The sequence below is a fragment of the Martelella radicis genome (assembly GCF_014196625.1).
GTDB lineage: Bacteria > Pseudomonadota > Alphaproteobacteria > Rhizobiales > Rhizobiaceae > Martelella > Martelella radicis.
Map to the genome: position 1 here is coordinate 89,583 of NZ_JACIDZ010000015.1, position 23,078 is coordinate 112,660.

The 23,078-nt window shown below is 53.7% G+C and carries 26 protein-coding genes, 1 tRNA gene and 1 pseudogene; 8 read left to right on the forward strand and 20 right to left on the reverse strand.

The genetic code is table 11. From position 1 onward, the window contains the following. Positions 1 to 31 precede the first annotated feature (31 nt). The 4 genes from yihA to rpmH form a co-directional block, all read right to left on the reverse strand. Positions 32 to 682 carry a ribosome biogenesis GTP-binding protein YihA/YsxC gene (gene yihA, locus GGR30_RS19270; RefSeq protein ID WP_183489891.1) on the reverse strand — a complete coding sequence of 217 codons (651 nt, stop codon included), beginning with the start codon at positions 680 to 682 and terminating at the stop codon, positions 32 to 34. A 279-nt stretch (positions 683 to 961) separates the two neighbouring features. After that, complete coding sequence (yidC, locus tag GGR30_RS19275) at positions 962 to 2,773, reverse strand: membrane protein insertase YidC (RefSeq protein WP_183489894.1); 1,812 nt, start codon at positions 2,771 to 2,773, stop codon at positions 962 to 964. Between the two features lies 1 nt (position 2,774). Then, complete coding sequence (gene rnpA / locus GGR30_RS19280; RefSeq protein ID WP_183489897.1) at positions 2,775 to 3,170, reverse strand: ribonuclease P protein component; 396 nt, start codon at positions 3,168 to 3,170, stop codon at positions 2,775 to 2,777. Positions 3,171 to 3,186: 16 nt separating this feature from the next. After that, entirely contained in the window at positions 3,187 to 3,327 is a 141-nt protein-coding gene (gene rpmH, locus GGR30_RS19285) for a 50S ribosomal protein L34 (protein WP_106311648.1), read from the reverse strand. A 255-nt stretch (positions 3,328 to 3,582) separates the two neighbouring features. Here rpmH and GGR30_RS19290 point away from each other — a divergent pair, with 255 nt between their 5' ends. Both GGR30_RS19290 and GGR30_RS19295 read left to right on the forward strand, forming a co-directional pair. Next, the gene (locus tag GGR30_RS19290; protein ID WP_183489900.1) at positions 3,583 to 5,073 is read left to right on the forward strand and encodes a sensor histidine kinase; all 1,491 of its coding nucleotides are present in this window, start codon (positions 3,583 to 3,585) and stop codon (positions 5,071 to 5,073) included. Between the two features lie 255 nt (positions 5,074 to 5,328). After that, a tRNA-Arg gene (locus GGR30_RS19295) sits at positions 5,329 to 5,405 on the forward strand. Positions 5,406 to 5,943: 538 nt separating this feature from the next. On the opposite strand, the pseudogene GGR30_RS23455 reads toward GGR30_RS19295, so the two are convergent. The 9 genes and pseudogenes from GGR30_RS23455 to GGR30_RS19340 form a co-directional block, all read right to left on the reverse strand. After that, positions 5,944 to 6,936: pseudogene (locus tag GGR30_RS23455) on the reverse strand (recombinase family protein); the annotation flags it as partial. A gap of 18 nt (positions 6,937 to 6,954) precedes the next feature. After that, complete coding sequence (locus GGR30_RS19305) at positions 6,955 to 7,263, reverse strand: hypothetical protein (RefSeq protein WP_183489902.1); 309 nt, start codon at positions 7,261 to 7,263, stop codon at positions 6,955 to 6,957. Between the two features lie 128 nt (positions 7,264 to 7,391). Then, a complete protein-coding gene (locus GGR30_RS19310; protein ID WP_183489905.1) occupies positions 7,392 to 7,733 on the reverse strand; it encodes a hypothetical protein in 342 nt (113 codons plus the stop codon). 187 nt (positions 7,734 to 7,920) lie between these two features. Beyond that, the gene (locus GGR30_RS19315) at positions 7,921 to 8,289 is read right to left on the reverse strand and encodes a hypothetical protein (protein ID WP_183489908.1); all 369 of its coding nucleotides are present in this window, start codon (positions 8,287 to 8,289) and stop codon (positions 7,921 to 7,923) included. Next, positions 8,286 to 8,606, reverse strand: a complete 321-nt coding sequence (locus tag GGR30_RS19320; RefSeq protein ID WP_183489911.1) for a hypothetical protein — start codon at positions 8,604 to 8,606, stop codon at positions 8,286 to 8,288. Before GGR30_RS19320 ends, GGR30_RS19315 begins: the two co-directional genes overlap by 4 nt. Positions 8,607 to 8,637: 31 nt before the next feature. Continuing rightward, positions 8,638 to 10,266, reverse strand: a complete 1,629-nt coding sequence (locus GGR30_RS19325) for a type IV secretory system conjugative DNA transfer family protein (RefSeq protein ID WP_183489914.1) — start codon at positions 10,264 to 10,266, stop codon at positions 8,638 to 8,640. 67 nt (positions 10,267 to 10,333) lie between these two features. Then, positions 10,334 to 10,594, reverse strand: a complete 261-nt coding sequence (locus tag GGR30_RS19330) for a hypothetical protein (protein ID WP_183489917.1) — start codon at positions 10,592 to 10,594, stop codon at positions 10,334 to 10,336. 24 nt (positions 10,595 to 10,618) lie between these two features. After that, complete coding sequence (locus GGR30_RS19335; RefSeq protein WP_183489920.1) at positions 10,619 to 10,783, reverse strand: hypothetical protein; 165 nt, start codon at positions 10,781 to 10,783, stop codon at positions 10,619 to 10,621. Between the two features lie 14 nt (positions 10,784 to 10,797). Continuing rightward, positions 10,798 to 11,103, reverse strand: coding sequence for a hypothetical protein (locus tag GGR30_RS19340; protein WP_183489923.1), 306 nt, complete (start codon positions 11,101 to 11,103; stop codon positions 10,798 to 10,800). Positions 11,104 to 11,294: 191 nt separating this feature from the next. Between GGR30_RS19340 and GGR30_RS19345 the strand changes: the two genes are divergently transcribed. Next, on the forward strand, positions 11,295 to 12,254 hold the full coding sequence (locus tag GGR30_RS19345) for a hypothetical protein (RefSeq protein WP_183489926.1): 960 nt from the start codon (positions 11,295 to 11,297) through the stop codon (positions 12,252 to 12,254). On the opposite strand, the gene GGR30_RS19350 is transcribed toward GGR30_RS19345, so the two are convergent. Beyond that, positions 12,251 to 12,550: a hypothetical protein gene (locus tag GGR30_RS19350; RefSeq protein WP_183489929.1), complete on the reverse strand. Its 300-nt coding sequence runs from the start codon at positions 12,548 to 12,550 to the stop codon at positions 12,251 to 12,253. The two genes, GGR30_RS19345 and GGR30_RS19350, sit on opposite strands and share 4 nt — an antisense overlap. A 168-nt stretch (positions 12,551 to 12,718) precedes the next feature. Between GGR30_RS19350 and GGR30_RS19355 the strand changes: the two genes are divergently transcribed. Beyond that, entirely contained in the window at positions 12,719 to 13,489 is a 771-nt protein-coding gene (locus GGR30_RS19355) for a hypothetical protein (RefSeq protein WP_183489932.1), read from the forward strand. Here GGR30_RS19355 and GGR30_RS19360 read toward each other — a convergent pair whose 3' ends face one another. Beyond that, positions 13,490 to 13,837, reverse strand: a complete 348-nt coding sequence (locus tag GGR30_RS19360; protein ID WP_183489936.1) for a hypothetical protein — start codon at positions 13,835 to 13,837, stop codon at positions 13,490 to 13,492. A gap of 162 nt (positions 13,838 to 13,999) precedes the next feature. Here GGR30_RS19360 and GGR30_RS19365 point away from each other — a divergent pair, with 162 nt between their 5' ends. The 3 genes from GGR30_RS19365 (at position 14,000) to GGR30_RS19375 (ending at position 15,406) form a co-directional block, all read left to right on the forward strand. Further along, entirely contained in the window at positions 14,000 to 14,599 is a 600-nt protein-coding gene (locus tag GGR30_RS19365) for a recombinase family protein (protein ID WP_183489939.1), read from the forward strand. Next, entirely contained in the window at positions 14,596 to 14,742 is a 147-nt protein-coding gene (locus GGR30_RS19370; protein ID WP_183489941.1) for a hypothetical protein, read from the forward strand. Before GGR30_RS19365 ends, GGR30_RS19370 begins: the two co-directional genes overlap by 4 nt. A gap of 145 nt (positions 14,743 to 14,887) precedes the next feature. Further along, the gene (locus tag GGR30_RS19375) at positions 14,888 to 15,406 is read left to right on the forward strand and encodes a hypothetical protein (protein ID WP_183489944.1); all 519 of its coding nucleotides are present in this window, start codon (positions 14,888 to 14,890) and stop codon (positions 15,404 to 15,406) included. A 673-nt stretch (positions 15,407 to 16,079) separates the two neighbouring features. Here the strand turns inward: GGR30_RS19375 and GGR30_RS19380 are convergent. Both GGR30_RS19380 and GGR30_RS19385 read right to left on the reverse strand, forming a co-directional pair. Next, positions 16,080 to 17,240 carry a DUF2235 domain-containing protein gene (locus tag GGR30_RS19380; RefSeq protein ID WP_183489946.1) on the reverse strand — a complete coding sequence of 387 codons (1,161 nt, stop codon included), beginning with the start codon at positions 17,238 to 17,240 and terminating at the stop codon, positions 16,080 to 16,082. Positions 17,241 to 17,258: 18 nt separating this feature from the next. Further along, positions 17,259 to 17,780: a peptidoglycan-binding domain-containing protein gene (locus tag GGR30_RS19385; protein ID WP_183489950.1), complete on the reverse strand. Its 522-nt coding sequence runs from the start codon at positions 17,778 to 17,780 to the stop codon at positions 17,259 to 17,261. A 319-nt stretch (positions 17,781 to 18,099) separates the two neighbouring features. On the opposite strand from GGR30_RS19385, the gene GGR30_RS19390 reads away from it, so the two are divergent. Next, the gene (locus tag GGR30_RS19390; RefSeq protein WP_183489953.1) at positions 18,100 to 19,389 is read left to right on the forward strand and encodes an endonuclease/exonuclease/phosphatase family protein; all 1,290 of its coding nucleotides are present in this window, start codon (positions 18,100 to 18,102) and stop codon (positions 19,387 to 19,389) included. Positions 19,390 to 19,650: 261 nt separating this feature from the next. Here the strand turns inward: GGR30_RS19390 and GGR30_RS19395 are convergent, their stop codons facing one another. Genes GGR30_RS19395 through GGR30_RS19405 form a run of 3 tightly spaced genes read right to left on the reverse strand, consistent with a single transcriptional unit; the run spans position 19,651 to position 23,007 of the window. Beyond that, on the reverse strand, positions 19,651 to 20,856 hold the full coding sequence (locus tag GGR30_RS19395) for a UvrD-helicase domain-containing protein (protein ID WP_183489956.1): 1,206 nt from the start codon (positions 20,854 to 20,856) through the stop codon (positions 19,651 to 19,653). After that, a complete protein-coding gene (locus tag GGR30_RS19400) occupies positions 20,846 to 22,501 on the reverse strand; it encodes an ATP-dependent nuclease (protein WP_183489959.1) in 1,656 nt (551 codons plus the stop codon). The genes GGR30_RS19395 and GGR30_RS19400 overlap by 11 nt, the downstream gene beginning before the upstream one ends. Positions 22,502 to 22,539: 38 nt before the next feature. Continuing rightward, on the reverse strand, positions 22,540 to 23,007 hold the full coding sequence (locus tag GGR30_RS19405) for a hypothetical protein (RefSeq protein WP_183489962.1): 468 nt from the start codon (positions 23,005 to 23,007) through the stop codon (positions 22,540 to 22,542). Positions 23,008 to 23,078 lie beyond the last annotated feature (71 nt).

Consider the following 23,078-nt stretch of genomic DNA (forward strand, 5'->3'; position numbering starts at 1 on the left):
GAAAATCGATTCCGGTTTTCGGGCCGATGCGCTAGCCTGCCACCGTCTCCTGGATTGCCTGCCTGAGGTCGTCGAGGCCGGCATTCTTTTCCGAGGACGTGGCGATCAGGGCGGGGAAGGCGGCGGGGCGCTTGCGGATCTTCTCTGCCGTGGCGGCAAGAAGCTTCTCGACCGCCGGCGGCTTGATCTTGTCAGCCTTGGTCAGCACGATCTGATAGGAAACGGCGGCCTTGTCGAGCAGGTCGAGCACTTCCTCGTCATTCTTCTTGATGCCGTGGCGGGCGTCGATCAGCACATAGACGCGCTTCAGCGTGGCGCGACCGCGCAGATAGTCGAAGACGAGCTTGGTCCACTGGTCAACCTGTTGTTTGGGCGCCTGGGCATAGCCATAGCCGGGCATGTCGACGAGCGCCATTGGCGGCAGGTCCTCGCCTTCGCCCGAATAGCCGTCGGGAACGAAATAGTTGAGTTCCTGGGTGCGGCCCGGCGTATTGGAGGTCCGCGCCAGACCCTTCTGGGCGAGAAGCGCGTTGATCAGAGACGACTTGCCGACATTGGAACGCCCGGCGAAGGCGACTTCGGGCGGGCCTTCCGGCGGCAGGAACTTCATCGACGGCACGCCGCGGATGAAGATCCACGGACGGGCGAACAGGGCGGCGTCTTTGTCGATCGGCTGGGTCATGTCCGTTTCTCTAGCATGAAGGGCTGGGGGACAAAATGTCGGTCAACAGTGTTCCAGGATTTCCCGGCCCCAATCTCCCCCCTTGAGGGGGAGATGCCCCGGCAGGGGCAGAGGGGGGTGAAACGCAAGCCGCATATTCTGTGTCTTTTAAGAGGGTTCACCCCTCTCTGTCGCTTTCGCGACATCTCTCCCTCAAGGGGAGAGATTGTTGCTGTGAGCCTTCAGTCCTTCATCGCTGGCAGAGCGAGCGGCAGAGGCCTGGTAACCCCCGGAAGTGGCCTACTCCGAAGCCGGCTTCTTGCGGCGGAACAGGCCCTTCAGATTGTCGAACAGTTCGATCTTGACACCGTGGCGCTTCATGATGATCGACTGCTGCAGGATCGAGAGCGAGTTGTTCCAGGCGTAGTAGATCACCAGACCGGCCGGGAACTGCGCCAGCATGTAGGTGAAGACCACCGGCATCCAGTTGAAGATCATCGCCTGTGTCTTGTCCGGCGGCGTCGGGTTCATGCGCATCTGCAGCCACATGGTGAAGCCCATGATCAGCGGCCAGGCGCCGATCGCCAGGAAGGCCGGAACGCCCCAGGGCAGAAGGCCGAACAGGTTGAAGAGGCTGGTCGGATCGGGCGCGGAAAGGTCCTGGATCCAGCCGAAGAACGGCGCGTGCCGCATTTCAATGGTGACGTAGAGCACCTTGTAGAGCGCGAAGAAGATCGGGATCTGCAACAGCACCGGCCAGCAGCCGGCCACCGGATTGATCTTCTCCTTCTTGTAGAGCTCCATCATGGCCTTCTGCAGGCCCATGCGGTCGTCGCCATACTGCTCCTTCAACTCGGTCATCTTCGGCTGCATGCGCTTCATGTTGGCCATGGAGGCGTACTGCTTGGAGGCGAGCGGGAAGAACAGAAGCTTGATGATGACGGTCGTGATCAGGATCGCGACGCCGAAATTGCCGACCTGGTGATAGATGAAGTCCATCAGCTGGAACAGCGGCTTGGTGATGAACCACAGCCAGCCCCAGTCGATCATGCGGTCGAACAGAGGAATATTGTACTGCTTCTGGTACTGGGTCAGGATGTTGGTGACCTTGGCGCCGGCAAACACCATGGTCTTCAGGTCTGCACTCTGCCCCGCGGCAATCGTCAGCGGCTGGTTGTCGGAATAGTCCGCCTGGTAGCGCGCCCGGCCGTCGTTGAAATGCGAGAAGCGGACGTCGTAGTTCATGTCGGACTGGGGAATGATGGCCGTGCCCCAGTACTTGTCGGTGACGCCGAACCAGCCGCCGTTCGAGCCGGTGTAGGTCTCGTTCTCGTCGGCCACGTTCTTGTAGGTGTCCTCGGTAATGCCGCCGTCGGGCGTCATCACGCCGAGAAAGCCTTCATGCAACACCCAGGCCGACGGCTCGTCGGGCAGGTTGAAGCGGGTGATGCGGCCGTAGGGGTTGACGGTCACCTGCTTGTCGGAAGCGTTGGTCACCGTGTCGTCCATCGTGATCATGTAGTCGTCATCGATGGAGATCGTGCGGTGGAAGGTCAGGCCGGAATCATTGGTGTAGGACAGCTCGACGGGCGTTGACGGCGTCAGCGTATCGCCCTTTTCCAGCGTCCAGACCGTCTGCGGTCCAGGAACCGAACCTGAATTTTCGCCCTGGACGAAGCCGAGTTCGGCGAAATAACCGTTTTCGGTATCGGCGGGGCTGAACAGCGTGACGATCGGGCTCGTCGGGTCCACGGTGACGTGGTAGTCCTTGAGCTTGATGTCGTCGATGCGCGCGCCTGCCAGATTGATCGAGCCGGAAAGCGCGGGCGTCTCGATCTTGACGCGCGGCGCGGTCTCCTGCTGGGCGCCGGCCTGCGAGAACACGGCATCGCTGCCGCCGCCAGCCGTACTGCCGGCCGCTCCGGAGCCGCTCGCGGAGCCGGCTGCATTATTCGTCGAAACGGTCTGTTCCTGTGCCGCCTGCTGCTGCGCTGCCTGCTCCTGCGCGGCGCGCTGCTCTTCAAGGCGCGGGCCCATATACAGGAATTGCCAGGCCAGAACGACCAGGACGGTGAGCGCGATCGCAATGATAGAATTGCGGTTATTTTCCATCTTATCTTCCTGGTGCGGACGCCTTCCGGCTCCGTCCGGTTCGAGGCGATTTTGAAATCCGTGATTCCAGCTCATCTGCGAGCATCGCGAAAGGAGCGTCGAGCACCTCCCGACGGCCCACAACGACATAATCGCAACCGGGTTGCATTGCAAATGCGCCTTTGAGACGCACAGCCTCTTTCAGCCGGCGGCGCATCCTGTTGCGCTCGACGGCGTTTCCCTGCCGTTTGGTCACAGTAAAACCGACGCGGGGCCCTGAGGAGGGATCGCGCCGGTCAAGTACTTCCAGCAGAAACAGCGGGCCTTTCCGCCGTTCGCCTTTCTGGACGGCCAGAAATTGCGGGCGGGTCTTGAGCCGCCCGACAACCGTTTCGGTTTTTGTATCAGGCCGGGCCATAAGGGCTAAAAAGCCCTTAAGCCGAAAGACGCTTGCGACCGCGGGCGCGGCGGGCTGCGAGAACCTTGCGGCCGCCCTTCGTGGCCATGCGCGAGCGGAAGCCATGGCGGCGTTTGCGAACAAGCTTGGAAGGCTGATAGGTACGCTTGGTAGACATTTGTTTAAATACCGCGGTGTGCGGCCCTTCTTGATGGACTGCCGAAGCAGCGTAAGCGTGTGGGTGATGTCACCGGCCTTTATCCCGCCTTGCGGGCAGGAAAAGGGGCGCGGAAACTGCGCGGCTTATAAGGGAAAGGGCCGCAAATTGTCAATCATGCCGGGCGCGTGACTTCACAAGTGCCTCAAATATGGCGGTTTTGTCTTGTTGGGGATTGGTCTATGATCACTTAACTGACCTAACCGGAGACAGGCAATGCGGTGGGCGAAGCCCGGGACGACTGAGGATGCGCCTCACGGCAAGATGGCCGTGCCCGGTTTTCTGTCGGGGCTTTCCGGCCGTATCCTTGCGCTCACCGTCGCGATCATCATGTTCGCCGAGGTGGTGTTCTTCGTGCCCTCGCTTGCCAGCATGCGATTGCGGTGGCTCGACGACCGGCTGAGCACGGCTGCCGCCGCCGCGACCGTGATTGACGGGTTGCAGCCGCAGGTCCTGCCGCGCGCCCTGCAGGACGACACGCTGATGGCGACCGGCACCAAGGCGATCGTTCTGCGCAAGGACGGGGCGTCGCAGCTTCTCGCCATCACCGACATGCCGCCGGAAATCGCCAAGACCTATGACCTGACCCAAGTCGGTCCGGTCGAGGCCGTTGTCGATGCCTTCGATGAGCTCCTGTTCGGCGGTGACCGGGCTATCCGCGTGTTCGGCCATATCGGCGACAGTGACGCGATCATCGAACTGGTGATTTCCGACGACGAGTTGCGCCACGCCCTTCTGGTCTATGCCCGCAACATCTTCCTTCTGAGCATTCTGCTGTCGACCTTCACGGCAATGCTGATCTTCTTCCGGCTGAATTCCATACTGGTGCGGCCGCTCAGACGCCAGATCGCCAACATGCAGGCCTTTTCCGACCATCCCGACCTGCCGGAAAGCGTGTTCCGGCCGGCCGAGCGGACGGATGAACTCGGCATTGCCGGCCGTCACCTTGCCTCCATGCAGACGCAGTTGCAGAAGACATTGCGCCAGCAGAAGCGACTGGCCGAACTCGGCCTTGCCGTCTCCAAGATCAATCATGACATGCGCAACATCCTGGCCTCGGCCCAGCTCATGTCCGACCGCATTGCGGGAACGGACGATCCGGTGGTCCGCCGCGTTGCGCCGAAGCTTCTGCGCGCCATCGACCGCGCGGCGGCCTATTCGCGCTCGGTGCTGAGCTATGGCCAGGTCTCGGAGGCCGAGCCCAAACGTGAAATGGTCTGTCTCTTCGAACTGATCAACGATGTTCATGACTATCTGGACCTTTCGGCCGACCAGCCGATCGACTGGATCAACCGCGTGCCGGAGGATCTCAAGGTCGATGCCGATCCCGAGCAGTTGTTCCGGGTGGTCTTCAACCTCTGCCGCAACAGCGTCCAGGCGCTGTCACAACAGGCCGGCGAGAGGCGCGATTCGCTCAATTGCCTGATCGTCTCGGCCCAGCGTCACGGCAGCGTCGTCTCGCTCTCGGTCGACGATACCGGGCCGGGCATGCCGCAGAAGGCGCGCGAGAACCTGTTCGCCGCCTTCAGGGGCGGCGTGCGCAGCGGCGGCACCGGGCTCGGCCTTGCAATCGCCCGCGAACTGGTGCTCGCCCACGGCGGCACGATCGCGCTTGTGGAAAAGGCAGGGCAGGGCACGCTGTTCCGCATCGAGATCCCGGACCGCCCGGTCGCGCTTGAAAACTGGCGCAGCGAAACCGGTGCCTGAGCCGCCGGGGCCTGGTCCGCGCGTGTTCCGCCAATGCGCGGCCAGATGAAGATGGTATTCCATCTATATGAAAATGAAGTTTTTTTCCTGTCCGGCTGTGGTTGTCAGTCTCTGTCGCGCCACCTTGCGCAGCGATTTGACGGTCTATATCAGAAAAATGACAGGTTTTTTTCGAAATGCGCTTGCATTCCAAATCTGAAGGCCGTAGAAGCCCTCTCGCACGCCGCAGACAACAGCGGCGCTTCGCAAGGCCAAGCGCTCGTAGCTCAGCTGGATAGAGCACCAGACTACGAATCTGGGGGTCGGGAGTTCGAATCTTCCCGAGCGCGCCATTTCACATTTTGACGCAAAATTCTCCAAAAACCTAAACGGAACAGACGTTTGTGGCGTTCGAAACCCGTTTTCACGGCTGTAGGGCAAACGCGATGCAAAGGTAAGTTTCAGAACCGCCCGCTTGTCCTCCAAACGCTCGGAAGTCCAGAGTTTGCAAGGGTTTGACAGAAACAGCATGGCGCGTTCGAACATTTCCTCAAAGCTGTGTTTGGGAACCATGCCGTTCGTGCGTTTTTCTGCCAGAATCAGCTTTTCCTTCTCAAGCTTGGCAATACGTTTCTCATAAGCACTAATCGCCGTGGTGCTGTCGGATTCGACAATCCGATCCACCAGAAGTTCGATCTGCTTCTCGATTTCGGTTTCCTGTTTCTGTGCGATAATCTTCGCCGCCTCGGCCTGAGACAGACGAGCAGACCACGCTTTCTTGAACATAGCTCGCGTGAGGTCGTAGAGCCCTCTGGTTGGCTGCATCCCATGCAGAAGCTCTGCGAAGGCGTCTTCGATCCGGTCGCGCGGGATCGACTTGCGATGGCTCTCGCATGCACGGTTGTGGCAGAAGTAGTAGGGGTGACGCTTGCCCGTGCTGCTCTTCGACCAACAGGCCGTCAATGGCTTGCCGCAATCGCCGCAAGTGACAAAGCCGCGCAGGGGGAAATCCTGATTGATATCCTTGCGCGCCGGAGCACGGGCGCCACCCTTGAGACGGGTCTGGATTTTGTCGAAGGTCTCAAGCGTGATGAGACCTTCATGCTTGCCCTCACGCAAGGAAATGTCCCATTTCGGAGCCTCGACATAGCCAGCATAGACAACGCGGTCCAGCATATCCCGGATACGCTGATTGCGGATTTGGCCCTTCGGCAGGTCTTTTGGAAAGGCGGGCTGCGTTTCAAGGAAGCGTTTGACTTCCGCTTGCGTGTCGAAGCGACCCGAGGCATAACCTTCGAGAGCTTCCTGCACCAGCGAGGCGATAGGCTCGTTACGGACAAGGATTTTGCCGTGTCCGTCCGCTCGTCCGTATTTGAAGCCTATCGGTGGCTGGAATACCCAATAGCCGTTATAGCAGCGGGCTTTCATCCGATTCAGCGTCTGTTCCCGGTTCTTGCGTGCCTGATATTGTGCGGCCGAGGCCTGAATATATTCGTTGAATTCGCTGTCGGCATCGTCCTTGAACTCCATGGAGGGAGATTCCAGAATCCCGCCTGCCTGTTTGATTGTCTCGCGCAATTCAAAATGGATCGGAACACGGCGGGCGAAGCGCGACACCTCATCAATGATCACGACATGCGGATCGCCACTATTACCCTGCAAGAAGGAGATCAGCGCGTTAACACCCGGTCGGTCACGCCGTTGACCGGTCAGGTCGTCGGTAAAGACACCAACGACATCATAGCCGCGATACTCGGCATACTGCCTGCATCGCGTCTCCTGTGAGCCGAGACCGTCGCCGCGGCGAACCTGTGCCTTGGATGACACGCGACAGTAAATGACCGCCTTGTTGCAATTGTGGTGGGGTTGATGATCGAAACGCATGATTTGCCTCCTTCCGGCTTACTCCTCTATTTCTGTTTGATCCTTGCTACCTCGAATATCGGTTCGAGCGCCTTTGACCTTGTTGCCTTCGTCGGGCGCTAGCGCGGCCTCCGTGATGGCGTTCATGGCCTGTTGCGTGGCCTCGATCCCGAAACCTATATCGACGAATATCAAAACGATGTTCCACAGCGTTTCGATAAAAGCCTGCTTTTCCGCTTCCGAGATATCCACCTCATCCAGAAACTGCTGGTATAAGGCGACATCCAACTGGAGGCCTGGTGGTGCCGTTTGTCGGGCGGTGCCCGTTAGTTTTTCCGTGTGGGTCATAGTCCGGTCCTCAATTTGACTGTCTGAAACGCGCCCCTTGGGCGGTTTCGCGATTGACCCGGAACGGAATACGAACATTTTAGAGGTTCACGATTCCGGATCAAAGAAATTTCTGCAATTTATCCGCATCAAAATCCCAGCGTTGGGCTGGTTGAAGCTTCGGCCTTTGCCTGCTGTTCGCGGTCCTGGGCCCTGAACCTGCCGATGGCGCGATAGGCCTCACTGGCAAGGCGCTGGAGTTTCAAGAGCTCGGTGCCCTGAAAGCTGCGGGCCTCCGCCACTGCTCCTGTGGTGGGATCGGTATAGACCCGCTGGAAGGTCACGGCGTAAAACGCCTTGCCGTCCCCGGCATCATTGCGCCAGACTTTTGCGGAAACCGCGCCATCGCGGAAACTGGCGACCGGCGCTTTGTGGACCGGTTGGCGGGTTTGGCTTTGTTGTTCTTGTCGTTCTTTGTTTTGCTGCTGCATTGTCTGTTCCTTTCATTGACGGGTGAACGAAAGGCGCAATCCTATTGCTGCGGCGCGGAATTGTGCAATTATAAATAGAAATAATTTATGCACTTCTATCTATAATCTATGTCCTTTTCCGCTTCGGCTGCGGCTTTGCGCCGGGTTTGGAATTTTATTCCAAACATGCGGGCGTATGCGCCTGCGTCTATCGTTCCGGCTCGCGTGATCTGGTTCTGGCCCGTTCGGCGGCTTTGCGCTGTGCATCGGCATAGCTTTGCTCAGCGGACGAGCGGGCATTGAAATCGGCCTTCGCGCGACCCTCCTGCGAGGCGAAGGTGAGGTCGGAGCGCATCTGTTCGGAAACGGCATTCAGCCGTGCATGGCCGGTGCGGATCGCATGATTGCGCTCGGTCTCGATGACCGAATGCGCCTGCGTCTCCTGTATGCCGCCGATGGTGTAGGCCAACTGCGCCTGCGGTTTCGCGCGGTGCGCTTCCAGCGTTTCCAGATGCGCGCGGGTGACGGTGTTATGCTCACCCGCACGCGGAAAGTTGTTGGGCTTGATGCTGCTCATCGGTCATACTCCCGATCCGGCCTGCGCTTGCTCCTGTCTGCGTCCTGACGCTGGCGTTCGGCATAGTTTTGCCGGTTGCGCTCGTTCTGGCGCTCCTGCACGGCATCGTAGGACTGTTCGGCAAGACGGGAGAGTTTGAGCAAATCCGTGCCGGAGAACCGGTTGGTGTCGGCATAGTTGCCGTCCTGATCGCGGTAACTGCGGGCAAAGGTCACGGAATCGAACGACCCTTTCTCGCCGTCATTCTCCCAGATGGCGGCCTTGACCTGGCCATCGCGGAGCGTTCTTACAGGTTTTCTGGTGTTATCTTCGGTCATGTCGCATTCTCCTTTCCGGTTTGGTGCCTGTTCAAAGCGGGCGATAGCCCTTGAGGTAAGACCATGTGCCGCTGGCGCGGTATTGCGGCCAGTCGGCGAACGGATCGGGGACGGGCTCGGTAATTACGGGTTTGAAGCGCTGGCCGAAGGCGGTGCCAACCTCGACCTTGCCGTCCGGCGAGTGATAGGGATCGCCGAGATAGCGGCCCGCCAGATCGCGGCGCTTCCAGTAGTTCTCGATCGTGAGATCGGCAGGCCGTTCCAACACGCCCGGCATGAATACGAAGGCTCTGCCGTTCGGGCGGTTGACGATCTCGTCGCCTGTTGCGAGCGGACGCGGGGTTTTGATCCGATGTGCGAGGCTCGCATCCCGCTGGGCCATGGCAAAACCGGCTTCCATCGGATCGAGCCTGCCGGAGACGACTTCCAGCAGCGCCTGTTCGTTTTCGAGCTTTGCGCGCTCATTGGTCTGGAAATCTTCAAGCGTGATCGTCTGGGTGCCCAGAGCCTCGGAAACCGCCTTCGCCTCGCGGATATCGCGAATGCCCTTGAAGATCTGCGTGCCGCAGGAATTGGGAATGATCTTTTCCGCATTCTTGCCGAGACCGGCAAGCTGGGCGGCTGATTGAACGACGAAGACCGGCCTGATGCCATAGCCCGCGCCGAAGGTGGCGAGCCCGATGGCCATCGGCCATGCACCGATATTGCCGATCTCGTCGCAGAGCCAGAGCTGACGCCGCGCGCCGATTGCCCGCCGTTTGGCGACCAGTGCGCCGGAATAGACGGACCTGATCACCGGGCCGGAGGTTTCGGCATATTCCTGGGCTTCCATGATATTGACCAGATACGGATTACAGCCCGGTTTGGTCAGCTCTTCAAAATCGAAGTCGAACGGGGCCGAGACGGCATCGCGCAATTGCGGATCGGAAAGGCCGGAAAAGGCTCGCTTGGTTTCGGCCTTCACACCGGAAACGCCGCCTGCATTGGGATTGTCGGATTCACGTGCCTGTTTGAGCTCTTCGACCACGCTGCGGATCGAGACTTCCGGCATGGCGGCCATATGGCGTTCGAAGGAAAGCCAGTCATCGGACAGCAGGCCGATCTGGTTCATCAGATCGGCAAGTACCGGCAGCGTCACCACGCCTGCAAGACGGCCAAGGGTGACGGCAACCGCTTCGATCCAGCGCTGGCCGGTTTCCTCGAAGAATTTGGCATTGGCGCCGCCGGTGAGCGTCAGGAAGCTTGCGGCAAACAGCTTGGCATCGGGAATGAGCGTGGGGGAATTGCCCCGCAGATAGGAGGTCGGGTTGATCCGGTGGGAAGGCACGCCGCCATTGCCGCGCGGATTCCAGTTTATCACCCGGCGCCCCTGCAACACCTGCAACTGTGCAATTGCGCCGTTCTGGCTCTTCCAGTCCATGGAAATGATGTGATCGCCGTAATGGCCATCGACCAGCCAGGGGATGATATGATCGCCCTTGCCCGAACGTGCTCCGCCGACCAGAAGCACGGCTGCCTGTTGGTCGGAATAAAGCGCCCTGCCTGTTTCGTCATGGCCGAGATAGAGCCCGTTCTTTGCCCGGTAGAGACCGGCGCGGGCAATCATATGCGGATCGGCAAAGGATGCCGTGCCATGCGGAAAGGCCTGATAGTCGATCATCGGAATGGCTCCCTGCGCTTGGAAGGTGGCAGGAGGCCATGACGGCCTCCTGCAAAGGGCAAAGCGGCTACCATTCGGAGCGGCGATTAACGAAACCGCCGCTGGTCGTGATAATCCGAGGCTTGATCCTGGCGGCCCACGAGAGGCAGATGATCGCGATTACGCCGCTGTAGAAGATGAAGCCGCCGAGAATGCCGCTCGGTACGGATTGAAAGAAAAACGCGATCAGGATCGAAATCCCGCAGATAGCGGTGGCGATGCCGCCGATCCCGTTGAGCATGTCCTTGACCTGCTTGCGGAACGGGACATTCTTGCTTGCATGCGTCATGTCGAACTCCTCTCGAGTTTCGGTTCAGGATTTGCTGAGATAGGCCCGGGCGCAGAGGATCACGCCGAGGACGATGGCGGTGCCTGCCGCTCCGCCGGATTCGGGATGGTCGAGGGAGAAGGCAATGCCGCTTGCGATAAACGCCATGCCGCTACCCCAGAGCCATGCGGTGAATTGTTCGCCTGTCATTGGACGCCTCCCGCCTACACCGCCATGAAGCGCCAGCCGTAGCGGGCGAACGAAATGCCGATCAGGGAGAGCATGATCGAGATCGAACGGGAGAGCCCCAGAAAGACGAGGCCCGCCGTCAGGATCGAATGGCAGACCCAGACAAGGCCCTCCACATCCTGTCCGTAAATTCCGGTAAAATACCGAACCGCCCAGGGGCCGGTCAGATCGATGATCCCCGGCGCAACGCCTGCGGTGAGATAAGCCGCGATACCGTTCGATATCACCTTGTTCGAAAGGCTCTGGGCTGTGTCGGGCCTGTTGTTTGCCGTCCTGTTCATGATACTATCCTCTATCTCGTGCCGAAGGTGAAACCTTTGATCAGATTTCACAGGACCTGTTTTCTTCATCACAAGATTAGAATAGCGAAGCCTATTGTCACCGCTTGACAAAACGCATCCAAAATCGGGGACTTCAGTCCAGATTTTGCCTAAGAAACACCGACGGAATCCAATTAGACCGCTTTGGAAAAATGGCTCTGAACTACAATAAGAAAAATTTGCTATATTTATTGCTTTGCGCAAATTTATACAAAGGAAGAAGTGGTTTTGTTTCCGGCCTTGTCAACTATTGCAATGATATTGTTGACAAGCATAATAAATTTAAAAATACTGGAGATGCAAAAGGAAAAATATCTAGATCTATATTCTATAATTATTTTAGTGAAATTGACGAAATATCAGGTAATTACAATATAGAAGATACTATCGATTTAGCTAATAGAATATCTATTAATTATATTGACTTATCTCAAAAGTATATGAACAAATTTAATGATCTTATTTTTTTATCGCTTTATAACTACTTAGAGAGTAACGGTTTTATTCATATCGACGCAGGAATTCGGTCGATAGAGGGTGTTAACGATCCGCTTTTCTTTTCGTTGTCATCTTTTCTAGATGTCACAGTTTCAGATGTCGGAAATGACGAATCTCTTGTCGGTACTTTTGCTGTTCTTCGCCCATCTCTCCGGGCTCCTGGGAAAGCAATCGTGTCTTGCGCAAAGATTAGAATTGGTGCCCTTGGTGTTATGCACTATGAAGAGATAATGCACTATAGATTCTGGGGCGCAAGTTGGGTTCGACAATACTTCCAAGGGTACGCTCTTCACAGAAACGGAAAATATACAATTATAACAAAAGATGACAATACAAAACACATTCAAGTAAGTTATCTAAATGTTAAGCAAAGAAGTTCATTTAATTCAGTTGATGCGTTAGCGGGATCATATAATGGATTTTCGCCACATGCCGCGTCTGGAATATTTTCTAGTGGTATTGTCATTTATAGAGCGAAATCACTCGCAAAACTGGATAGATACGACCTCAAGAAATGGCGATGTGGCTTATCACCATCTTTTGGATTGGTTTCTTTGGAAGCCATCGATCCACAAATCAGAAAATATCTAGCCTTGCGCGTCCCGGAAAGCTAGATGTAATGGTAATAACCATCGTCATTACTATGATACTCAGCAATTGCTTTGTCTGTCTCGACAGGATTTATTTTTTGAGAAATGAGCATATCTCTACGTTTCTCCAGCTTCTCCACTCCAATCCAGTCCGTCGCGGTCAGGTCGTGAAATTTTCCTTTTAAATCTATATACCCTTTGGATTCTTGTAGGGCCGTATTGTTACGGAATACCGCCATTAATCCTGATTTCAAGGTAGTTTTCTGTATTTTTAAAAAGGTACAATATTCACTTTCTATTTTTTTAAATTTTTTATCCATCTTTCTTCATTTTTACTTTTGCAATCGCAATGTAATCAATATAATATTTTTTTTACAATGAATAAATATATCAAAGATATAATATTATTAAAATCATAAGTATTTTGACTCACGAAATCAACTTCTGGTACAATTGGAATGTCAATAAAACCAAAGCAATGAGGGGAGATGGACGAGGCAGATAGCGGGTTTCGGGAGATTGAAGATGCGGCAGCGGAAAAGCGCCGCCTTGCCGATCTGAACGATCTCAACAATGAGCGCAATGGCGATGATGTCGGCAGGATTGCGCGGTTCCTAAGCCCTAAAGCAAGGGCCCTGGCGCGCGGCGAGGCGTCTGACGGCAAAAACGGAAAACGTCTTTCAGCACTTGAACTGGCCTTGCTCGATCCAGCCTATGCCTTTGTCTACAACGCCGCCGTGAAGGAAAACCGCGAGGCGCAGAACCGGGCACAAGCCTTCCAGGCCCGCATCGATGATGCCATCATCCATATGCAGCGCGAAATTGACGGTACCCTTGATAAAGCGATCACGCTCCCCAATGGTGAAAAGGCCTTTATGAACCGCCATGGCGAAGCGTGGTCAGCAGATGGAGACCGCGTTGACGACGCCATTGCCGAAGGGTTCGACTGGACCGGACGGCCAAGCCTTGAGACCTATCAGGATCAAAAGCAACGTCTCGAACGGCTGGAAGCTCTATCCCATGAAGGTCGCGCCATGAGCCTGCGACTTGGCGAGATCGGGAATGATCTGGACGACCGTGATCATCCGCTCAAGAAAGACGAAATCGACAATCTCCGCGCTGAGATGAAGTCCATCACCGATGACATCGAGACGATGGACAGGAGGCTGGATTCACTGGTTTCCGATAACAGCCCCGGGATACAGGCGGATCACGAACTGGCGGTTGTGAAAACCGCCAATCTCGTTCCATCGCTCTGATCAACCGCCGAACTTACCGCACTGTTTCTGAATGACCGCGACGACGATCCCTGTGGGATAGCTGTCGGGATAATCGGCCATGATGTTCAGGATTTCCGCATTGCGCTGTTTCACGGTTGCGGGATCGTCGGTGTACCAGTCGGCAATACAATCAGCCATGCTTTGCTCGATCTGGGTTGCGATGACACTCGCAGTCCAGATCGTCGAGCCGATGAATTGCGCCTTTGCCTCGTCACCAAAGGACAGAAATTCTTTGGTGCGCACGTTCTGACCTGCCAATGCCGGTGTGGATAAAACGGAAGAAACACTAAATATTACTGTCAATACGGCACCCTTTATGGCGATCATAAGGGATCGTTTCTGAACTATACGATATTTTGAGGAGGTAAATAATATGTATAACTTGAGAACAGCGCGTTTCCGGGCTATTTTAAGAACACGGAAAATCAGGGAGCTGGCCAATGCCGCAGGATCACAACCGATCCCTTATGGCAGACGGGAGGCTCCCTTATGATTTTGAATTCCAATGACGTTTCAGGCGGGCGGCGGATTGGCTATGCCCGCGTTTCCACCGATAAACAAACACTGTTCCAGTATCAGGATATGCTCGAAGCGGCAGGCTGTGATCCTGTCTTCATGGACGAAGCCATCTCCGCCGTTGCCGCCCATCGTCCCGGCCTTCAACGCGCTCGCGCCGATCTGAAGCCCGGCGATACATTCGTAGTCCCATCAATTGATCGGGCCTTCCGCTCGACGCTGGAAGGCATTCAGTTTCTCGATGCACTGCACCGGGAAGGCATCGCCTTCGAATCCATCTATCAGCGCATCGACACGCGCACGCCGGAGGGCCGCAAGTGGTTTATCGACAGCGTGAACAATGCCGAATACGAGCGTGCCATCATTTCCCGCCGCACCCGTGAGAAAATGGCCGCCGCCAAGAAGCGCGGTGTGCATCTGGGGCGAAAGCCGATCCTTGCCGACAGCGACATTCGCGTCGCCCACCGCGCCATCAATGATGACGGCGTTACGCTGGCAGACGTTGCCCGCCACGCTAATGTCTCCGTCCAAACCATGCGGCGCAGCTTCAGAAGGTTGGAGTTGACGTTATGAGAGACAGAGAGCACGAAATCATGATCGATTGCCTCATCGATATCATGGCGGAACTGGGCGAGATCGAGCAACGTGTCAAGGCCGTGCGAGAAACGTTGGAACCCATCGCGGATACGTTGTTTTTTTCCTGGAAAGAAAGCTGAAGCTCAGAAAAGGTCTAAACACAGTTTCTAGCCCGTTCAGATCCGTCGAGACCAGCCAAAATTTCAAAAATCAATGAGTTGTATCTCTATTTTTATTTATGTATATTCAATTCTGTGAGTTTTTCAGGAGATTTCTGATCAAATTGTGTTTGATAATCTGACAGAACACTCTGTTTCGTATATTATTTTGAAGGAGTGGATTCCTCCACTCATCGCCATAGTCGTTGGCGGTTTGTTCGCCTCGGTGCTTTTCCCGCGATGGCAGGAGAATTTCTCGCGGAACAGAGCAAGGGAGCTGCGCCGTCTAGAAATACTGGAAGAAGTAAGCCGTTGTGCGAACCGTTACATTGTAAGCTGGAAGCGCTTGATTATTATTTCAAAATTCGAACTGGAAAGTGGCGAACCCTTGGAAGGCGACCCCTTGGACAGGAAAAAAGGATTCATAGAGGATAGAAATAAATGCCGCATGGATCTTTCGGATGCGCTCTGCATAGCCGAGATCTACGTTTCCGATCATGCGTCCGACTATATAAGAAAATTCCGCAGGTGGGATGATGGTATATCCCATAAACGCCTAGACGAGCTTCCTGACAACGATGCTCTCGATCTCGAATTCGGGAGGATGATACATGTCCTGACAACGGAGCTAAGGAGACGAAGTTGACACGAAGTTTGACCGTGTTTGTTGCTCTTTGTCGGCATTTAAGAGGACCTAGGCTAGAGATTGGAAAGGCTGCGAGGGAGTGGTGAGACTGCCTGTTGATTGTCCGCAACCAGTTTTATGCATCGACTTGCTTTACACTTCTGGTGGCACTAATCGGCGATTTTGCCTGTCCCTCTCTGTGAGGTTGTTTTTTCCAACGTGAGCAGGGCTTCACCAGGCGCAAAAAGGAGAGGGAGACTATGCGGCACGTATTCCTAACATTGCTTTGTTTGGTCTTGGCTTCATGCGTTAGCTCGAACGGAGGCAATGTAGGCTCGGTATATGGTAATGCAGATAGCTCTGTCTGGTTGCAAGCATGGGATTGTCCGGGGCCTGCCTGCCCTTCGAGTCCAGTCGCGTCAATTCCTATTATGAACTGAGTGCGTTACCGCAGAATTGAGATGCTGCGTGCTCCCCATTCACTTTCAAGGTATTTCTCTTGCAGTATATCGAACTCATTCCAGAACAGAAAAAACATATCGTCGACCAATCATTCGCAATGATACTTCGCTATCCCTGCGCCTGTCGATCCCCTCAGGAGAATCAAAAGCTTTCGTATCCTTGAAGCCCACGTATGGTCTTCCGATCACCGATCCGCAGGACGTTCCTGCTCCGCTCGATATAGCTCGCTGCATCATACATCACTGTTCTCGCGCATGATGAATTCGATTAATGGTCTGAGCGCGCCGGGTCTGTAGTCTCGTTTCTCGGGCAGGTTTTCTGGGCTTTCCAATACACGCTGCTTTGCAAAATTGGAAAGCCAGACGATCCGGTCTGGCCCTGTGCGATCCGCCTTTGGCAGAATTTGAAAGATGCGGCCGAAAAAGCCCACCCTGTCAGTATTCTTGAGCGCCGTACGATAGTCGGCCCCGGACCGGATAGCCGACAACGGTGCTTCGAGGAAAGCCAAGCCGGCGCGTTTCGATTGGTCCGCCATCCAGGCAAGCGCATTGTCGGAAAGACCGGTTCGTTCTCCTCCCCCCCCTACGCTGCCATGATCACCCGGAAACCAGACTTGCTGATAGAAACTTTCCCCTTCGGTGCCGTTGAGGTCATCGATATTTGACCACAGGCGAGGCGGAAAAGTTTTGCGCCGTTCGTCGATTGCGACGGCGTGGGCTGCCCGCTCAACAGTGCTACTGAGACGCGGGTCGTGAAACTGTTTATCCCCATTGAACCATTTCGCGATCCACAAATGATTGGGAACGCCAAGCGCCCCGACCGTATCCCAAACGCCAATGAAACGTATCTTCAATTTTTGGCAGGTTTCGCGCGTGATCTGCGGGCTGCGCTTCTTGCGCCAAACGAATTCCTCGTCATTAAGATACATTTGTGGTGCATACTTTTCTCGGAATTCTAGACTTTGCCACCGATCAGGATGGGCATCGGGATCACGGCTGCGATAGAGCTTCTCCGCATCGGCGATCTTGTGGGCACTCTGGCGTCTGATAATGCCGCAGTTGCGGATCATACCGCCAAGCGAACGGGCCGTATAGGCTCCACGGGAAAAGCCCAGAATGTATATCTCATCACCGAGTTCATAGTTGAAAACTAGGAAGCGATACGCCTCCATTACATTAGCCATAAGACCAATGCCAAACATGCCCCCCAAGATAGTGTCGAGCCATCGCGCTGTCGCGTGGCCGGTGCCCACACCCTCATCATAGTAGACAATTTGCAGCGTGCCTTCCGCATCACGCGGGGCGACCAGTTCCGAGAACTTGACCACATTTGTCAGCTGTGGCGCCGAAAGGCGGTTCCATGTTCCATCGCAACATATGACGATACGCTTCATTCATACCCCCCAATTCGTCTAGTTCAGCAAACGCTCAATGGTGTCGTCAAGCCCAGTATGCCCGAGCGGCGGTTGCCCATCTCTTTGCCATTGCATCAGCGCTCGACGCGTTTGCGGCCCCATAAGCCCGTCCTCCGCTCCCGCTTTATACCCAGCGGCGTTCAGCGCTTGCTGCAACTTGCGGATTTCATCCGGAGCAATCGCAATACTGCCATTATTCAAGCCGTATGTTTGCCGGTAGCGTTCGACTGCCTCGTCAGAAATATCGCCGTGAAAGCAATAAGGGGCACTGCCGCCCGGCCTCGAATATGCACTGCGGCCACCGCAACGACTGCCATTGCTTGCACGATTGAACGGACAGGGACAACTTCCAGAATATGACGCAATGGATTGCTGTATCATGCGATCACGGACTTCCGAATTCGTCTGTGCACATACCGGAAAAGCCACGAAAAATGCGACGAACGCAACTGGAACTACGTGAAGAAAGTAGCCGTTTCGCCCGGTAAACTTACCAATGCTGTTTTCTCGGTATTGCATCGCTACTCTCCTTGGCCAGAAAACATCCTGTCAATGCTTTCGCAACGTAGCCGTCACAAAAACAAAATGAAAAATTCTAGTTCCTCAGCAGAGCTGCCATATTATTAAAATCCGTTGTAAAATCATGCTGTAGGAAAATTAGCCTTCTTTCAAGAGGATAATTTTCATAAAAATGATATCGACTCTATGCTCATCCAACGGTAATTTGTTTTGTGTCGAAAAATTATAGTATCCAGAACCGATGAACAATTCGGATTTTCTTAGACTCTCACAAAACTGTGGGGCGCTTGCCACTCACATTTTCAAGCGGAGAAGTTTCATGAGACGGTACCTCGTAGCGGCACTCTGGGCGGTCATTATTCTCTTCCCACTACTTGCTTCAGCGCAAGAACTCACGGTGGGCAACCGAGTCGTTTTGCACCCGACCAGTCCTCTCGGCGTGCCACTTCACAGCGAGTCCCGCTCTAGCATGTTTGGGCGCGGCATAGATGGAGCAGAAGGGGAGATAAAGGAAACAGCTCACGGTGGTCGATGGCTCAGAGTCCAGATTGATGACGGGCCGCTCGCCTGGATTATTAAGAAATATATAGAACCCGCCCGGTCGAGCATGGGCAAGCCGAAAGCAATGCCGGGCGAGGTTGAAGCTATCACTGACGTCTTTGAAAGTCCGGGAAAATGCGAAGAGGCCGTATGGAGTGGAGAGCGATTGAATGGAAACCTGGACCAAAATCTGCGTATTGCTACATGGAACATTCGTTGGTTTCCAGTTGGGGACCCTAGGCGTCCCGGTAAGGAAACCGATCTCGCTTGGCTATCTTGCGCGCTCGCTTACATCCAACCCGATATCCTTGCCCTCCAAGAAATAACCGCAACACGCGAAGCCGATGTCGCATGGGCGGCAGTCACAGATGGCCTCGAAGCCTTTCTCGGTGGCGACTGGCGGATTGATCTCCAAGAATGTGGGGGAGAACACGTCCAGCATGTCGGGTTTCTCTATAATGCTGAGCGTGTCAGCCTCTCTGAGCCTTTTGATGCCTGGCAGATGAATGGAGCCGCTGAAGACGATGCCCATCCCTGCCAGAATAACCTGAGACCCGGGCGCGCAGCTTATGCGCGTGCGATAGGCGGAGGCGTCGATTTTCATATCGTTGCCCTGCATAGCGATTCAGGCACTAGTGCCAGGGATTTTGATCACCGACAGGAAACTGTCGAGCGGTTGGACAACCTTTCGGAGCACCTTCGGAGCATTCAAAATGATAGTGACATTATTGTGCTTGGCGATTTCAATACGATGGGCGCGGATGATCGCATGAACGCCGCAGAAGAAATTGAATTCCTTCGTCGCAAGATTACCGGCGAAGCACCGGGTTTTCGTTTAGTGGAACCACAACTCCGCTGTTCCGAATACTTTCGAGGCGCTTGTGGCTGGCTCGATCACATCATCATAGCCGAGCCAATGGAAGAGGCACGGGAGGTCCAAGCGCGGCTCAGCGGGTACTGTTCGAAGCTAAATGGCGCTCCGTTCGGCTCGTCCGAACCGCCTGCGTATCGCCAGTTAAGTGATCACTGTCCGCTCGTAGTCGATATCAGCGCGGCTGATATCGATTGAAAAGAGTCAGGCATTGCCGCTTACGACCGAGCGCTTCCTCGAGGGCTTTAATGCAGAACGCGCTTTGCGGCGTGATCGAAAGTTTCCACGATAACACTAGCTGAGAGAACCAGTCGACGACGGCGCAGAGCAGTTAATAAAGACGCCTTACGCGCAAAAGCGCGTTGCGCAAGGTGTGCGTGGGTCATCCCACGCAACACTCGCCAACCTTCGGCTGGCTCGGCAAGGGAGACTTGCTGCGCATCTCCCGTTGCATCCCTCTCAGCTATTTGGCCCGCTCTCAGCGGGAGTCCAAGCGTTCATACCTTTTCGTATTTGATCTGAGCTTGACAGGAACGCCACACTAAGCCTGGCCCGCGTTGTAGCCACATAAAAGCGGTTGATTTCTTTATCCGTTTTCATTCCACCGAAAGCGGCTTCGTCGCCCGAAATATATCTCTGCTGTCGCGGTGTCGGAATGATAAGTGTTCGATCAAACTGAAGACCTTTCGCTTCTCCAAAGTTGAAAGCTTCGCGACTAGCGCACAGCTCGATCGCAACATCCCTCCGATCTCTCAAAATCGTTGGCTTAAAAAGCTCGATGTAACCTTCAACATGCTCTCTGCTTACCGCAAACACCCCCTGATGCTGGTCATCAACTTGGCCCACGAGCGATTTAGTCGGAGGCAACTTCAGTGCCGCGTGTATGCCATCTGCAAATTCGCAGATCGGTGTAATACAGCGATGACTGACAAACCGGTTTTCTACATCGAAACCCAACTGTTTAAACGTCTCCAGTTTTTCCGCTATCGTTCCGGGCTTCTTGCTATCGTGATGAGTAACATAGATTGTCTGGCGAAAATCACCTACAGACGTAATGTTTAGCTCTGCCAACATGGATAGCTTTTCCAAAACCACATAATCCCAGCCAGTCAGATCTTGCACTTCATCGATGATTACGGCGCTGTATATCTCTGCTAGTCGCTCGAGAGCGTATCCCGTCTTTATGGTTTTTCGTCCCGCTTTGCGCTGCGAGCTAGTTTCCGGAGCTTCAGCTATCCGGCAGACAAGCTTCGACAGGAATGCTGTGTGGGCCTGGTCTCTCGAACTTGTCAGGAAATGTTTCGCGTTGAGTTTCCCATCACGCTGGTATTCCTGGCGCCCCCGAATTTGAAATTTCTGATTTGGAAGCTTGTGGGGACTGCTCTCGTTAAAATTTATATTCTCGATCCGCTTTTCGAAAAAAGGCAATTGATAGGGGCGAATTAGATCCTCAAGGAGAAAGGTGAACCAGCCCTTTATGTGAATCCTGTTCGGAACAGCGCCCAATCTCCGAGCAACGCGGCGGTGAAGCTCAATTTGGTTGTTCTGCGTGTAAGTAAGGATCAACACGGCTTCCCCGGCTTCATATCGCCCAACCGCCTCGTCAATAATCTCTCTTGTTTTCCCCGCGCCAGCGCTTGCGAGCACAAGTTTCCTAGTCGCCAAAATCAAGAGCCTCCTTCAAATAGTCAGGAAATATAATGTCCTCCGCGCTGTCGAAGATTCTCATGGCAGTGCTAACTTTTTCCGCACCACTGTTATTACCCTGATATCGTTTCCTCAGAAATTCTTGCCTTTCAGCTTTATCTTCTGGGAGGGCACTGTAATCTGCAAAAACTTGCGGTCCTAGCACTACGGCAGCAAGCTTATTCAACTGCTCCAAATCCGATGAATTTGCCTCAATCAGAGCGGGCTCCAGTGAATGCAAATTGTTATCTTCTGGAGAGAACACTTTGATGAAATCGAAACCTTCAAAAGGCGCTTTCCATGAGTTAATGTTTGCCGCATAATCATGATCATTGTCTTTGACAACGTGAGTTTTGTTTCCCAGATGGCGAACAATGTTCAGGTAGTTCCTGAAGCCAATGCCGCGTACTACTATGATGTCGATGCCGTCCGCTTCTGGTAATTTTTTCGTATTTTTGAGGTATATTTTCTTGAGCAAAAGCTCATCTGAAGGCCCCTCAACCAATATGACTTTCGAACAGAGAACTATTCTCAGAGTGTCATAACCAGGCAGACGTTTCAGTGTTTTTACTGTGTCACTGTCCACCTCTGAAAGACGCTTGTAACCGTCCGCAAGCAAGCAAATTTTCTCAAAACTGAGCTTGTTGAGAACATAGGAACTATGGGTGGAAACGAACACTTGTTGCCCCTCCGAATTACCTTCGATGTAATCCACCAATTTCACCAAGTTCATGTGTGACAGGTGGTTCTCGGGCTCCTCAATCATTACAACATGTGTGTTTTTCGCCTTCTGCCAAAGTGCGAGCTTGATTTGAATCTGGTGTTGCTCTCCTTTGCCAATCTGAGAAAAGGGAACATCGTCCACATTGAGCTGCAAGTTGTTTTCCCAAGTCGTCTTTGAGGCGAAATCGACTGAAATTTGAAGGTCTTTATCTGTAACGGTGTTATCGCTGTCCAAGTCGGCGTTGACCTTCTTGATGTCCGGCTCCTCATCAAATTTTTGCTTTAACCTTCTAAAGTTCAAATTCAGAAGTGAGCGAGTATTCGGCTCAAGGTTTTTGGTGACAATGTCGGATATATATTTCTTGGAGCCAAAATTCGGATGCAATCGCGGTGGGTCGACGAACAGGCACTTCATTTGCTTGGAAAAGCTATTTTGAGCCTTCCAGCCGAAATTGAACCATTCAACCTGATAGAACTCGATTGGTATTGTCTGAAGATCGGGATTTTCTTTGAGAAAATCCGCATAGGCTGACCCCAACTGATCGTTGAAAGCAATTCGGACAAAAAGGCCGTCCCGGTTCTCACCGAGGGTGTTTTTGTTACCCTTGTGCTCCGGGCATCCAACCAAATACGCCTCGACAAGAATTTCAGGGAGCTTATCCTGAGTTTTATCACTCGCCACAAACTCCTCTGTGCAGGAATTGTTGAACAGATCAATAGTGAGGTTGGAATCAATTGATTGACCGCGGTAGCTTTTGTTCAAAACAATATCAATTGCTTCGAGAAGACTGCTTTTCCCGGATGCATTATCACCGACAAGGATGTTTATATCTGAATTGAAATCAAACAGACTGTCACGGAATCTTTTAAAATTTTTAAGTGCAAGCTTTTCAATATGCATCCTGATTGTTTTCCATTTCAGTGCCTTTGACGGCGAATTTAACGACTCGTTCTTTTTTGGACGATGGTATGGTTTAGAATCCGACGGTTTATCTTAACCTTCCATTCAACTTGTTTTCGCGACAAATTTCGCTTGTTTTTTGTTTGTTTCAGGAATGTGTATTCTTTTTCACTAAACAGATAGCCACTCCGATAGGCATACTCGATAACGTCACTGTTTGCGTTTGCCTCATTGTCCTTGGCTATGCGTTTCAGCCCTGCGAACAGGTTGCCGGTAGAGATATCCATAAACCGATTTATACAAACGTTGCCAACATAGGTCTTAGCTCCCGTCAGGCGGTTATGAATATAGCAGTGCTCCTTAATATCTTGCCCGCAAGGGCACTGGTCCCATTCTTCGCTTATCTCCAGATCTTCGAGAACCCATTCCGTTCTCGCGACGTTGAAGTCTTTTGATACCGACAGTAGAAGAATGTGAGCCTTAAGCATTTCGAAGTTATGACTCATTTTCTCCTCCCATGATCTTGTTCATAGGTAATAATACATAGGAACTTGTGTTTTTACAGAAATTTTGACGG

Coding starts and splice junctions, on each gene's coding strand:
- rpmH (WP_106311648.1), bottom strand. CDS start 3,327: ATGTCTACCAAGCGTACCTATCAGCCTTCCAAGCTTGTTCGCAAACGC.
- GGR30_RS19335 (WP_183489920.1), bottom strand. CDS start 10,783: ATGACAGGCGAACAATTCACCGCATGGCTCTGGGGTAGCGGCATGGCG.
- GGR30_RS19320 (WP_183489911.1), bottom strand. CDS start 8,606: ATGACCGAAGATAACACCAGAAAACCTGTAAGAACGCTCCGCGATGGC.
- GGR30_RS19345 (WP_183489926.1), top strand. CDS start 11,295: ATGGCTCTGAACTACAATAAGAAAAATTTGCTATATTTATTGCTTTGC.
- GGR30_RS19385 (WP_183489950.1), bottom strand. CDS start 17,780: ATGCAATACCGAGAAAACAGCATTGGTAAGTTTACCGGGCGAAACGGC.
- GGR30_RS19315 (WP_183489908.1), bottom strand. CDS start 8,289: ATGAGCAGCATCAAGCCCAACAACTTTCCGCGTGCGGGTGAGCATAAC.
- GGR30_RS19305 (WP_183489902.1), bottom strand. CDS start 7,263: ATGACCCACACGGAAAAACTAACGGGCACCGCCCGACAAACGGCACCA.
- GGR30_RS19340 (WP_183489923.1), bottom strand. CDS start 11,103: ATGAACAGGACGGCAAACAACAGGCCCGACACAGCCCAGAGCCTTTCG.
- GGR30_RS19325 (WP_183489914.1), bottom strand. CDS start 10,266: ATGATCGACTATCAGGCCTTTCCGCATGGCACGGCATCCTTTGCCGAT.
- GGR30_RS19290 (WP_183489900.1), top strand. CDS start 3,583: ATGCGGTGGGCGAAGCCCGGGACGACTGAGGATGCGCCTCACGGCAAG.
- yihA (WP_183489891.1), bottom strand. CDS start 682: ATGACCCAGCCGATCGACAAAGACGCCGCCCTGTTCGCCCGTCCGTGG.
- yidC (WP_183489894.1), bottom strand. CDS start 2,773: ATGGAAAATAACCGCAATTCTATCATTGCGATCGCGCTCACCGTCCTG.
- GGR30_RS19355 (WP_183489932.1), top strand. CDS start 12,719: ATGGACGAGGCAGATAGCGGGTTTCGGGAGATTGAAGATGCGGCAGCG.
- GGR30_RS19310 (WP_183489905.1), bottom strand. CDS start 7,733: ATGCAGCAGCAAAACAAAGAACGACAAGAACAACAAAGCCAAACCCGC.
- GGR30_RS19330 (WP_183489917.1), bottom strand. CDS start 10,594: ATGACGCATGCAAGCAAGAATGTCCCGTTCCGCAAGCAGGTCAAGGAC.
- GGR30_RS19380 (WP_183489946.1), bottom strand. CDS start 17,240: ATGAAGCGTATCGTCATATGTTGCGATGGAACATGGAACCGCCTTTCG.
- GGR30_RS19405 (WP_183489962.1), bottom strand. CDS start 23,007: ATGAGTCATAACTTCGAAATGCTTAAGGCTCACATTCTTCTACTGTCG.
- GGR30_RS19390 (WP_183489953.1), top strand. CDS start 18,100: ATGAGACGGTACCTCGTAGCGGCACTCTGGGCGGTCATTATTCTCTTC.
- GGR30_RS19400 (WP_183489959.1), bottom strand. CDS start 22,501: ATGCATATTGAAAAGCTTGCACTTAAAAATTTTAAAAGATTCCGTGAC.
- GGR30_RS19350 (WP_183489929.1), bottom strand. CDS start 12,550: ATGGATAAAAAATTTAAAAAAATAGAAAGTGAATATTGTACCTTTTTA.
- GGR30_RS19370 (WP_183489941.1), top strand. CDS start 14,596: ATGAGAGACAGAGAGCACGAAATCATGATCGATTGCCTCATCGATATC.
- rnpA (WP_183489897.1), bottom strand. CDS start 3,170: ATGGCCCGGCCTGATACAAAAACCGAAACGGTTGTCGGGCGGCTCAAG.
- GGR30_RS19360 (WP_183489936.1), bottom strand. CDS start 13,837: ATGATCGCCATAAAGGGTGCCGTATTGACAGTAATATTTAGTGTTTCT.
- GGR30_RS19365 (WP_183489939.1), top strand. CDS start 14,000: ATGATTTTGAATTCCAATGACGTTTCAGGCGGGCGGCGGATTGGCTAT.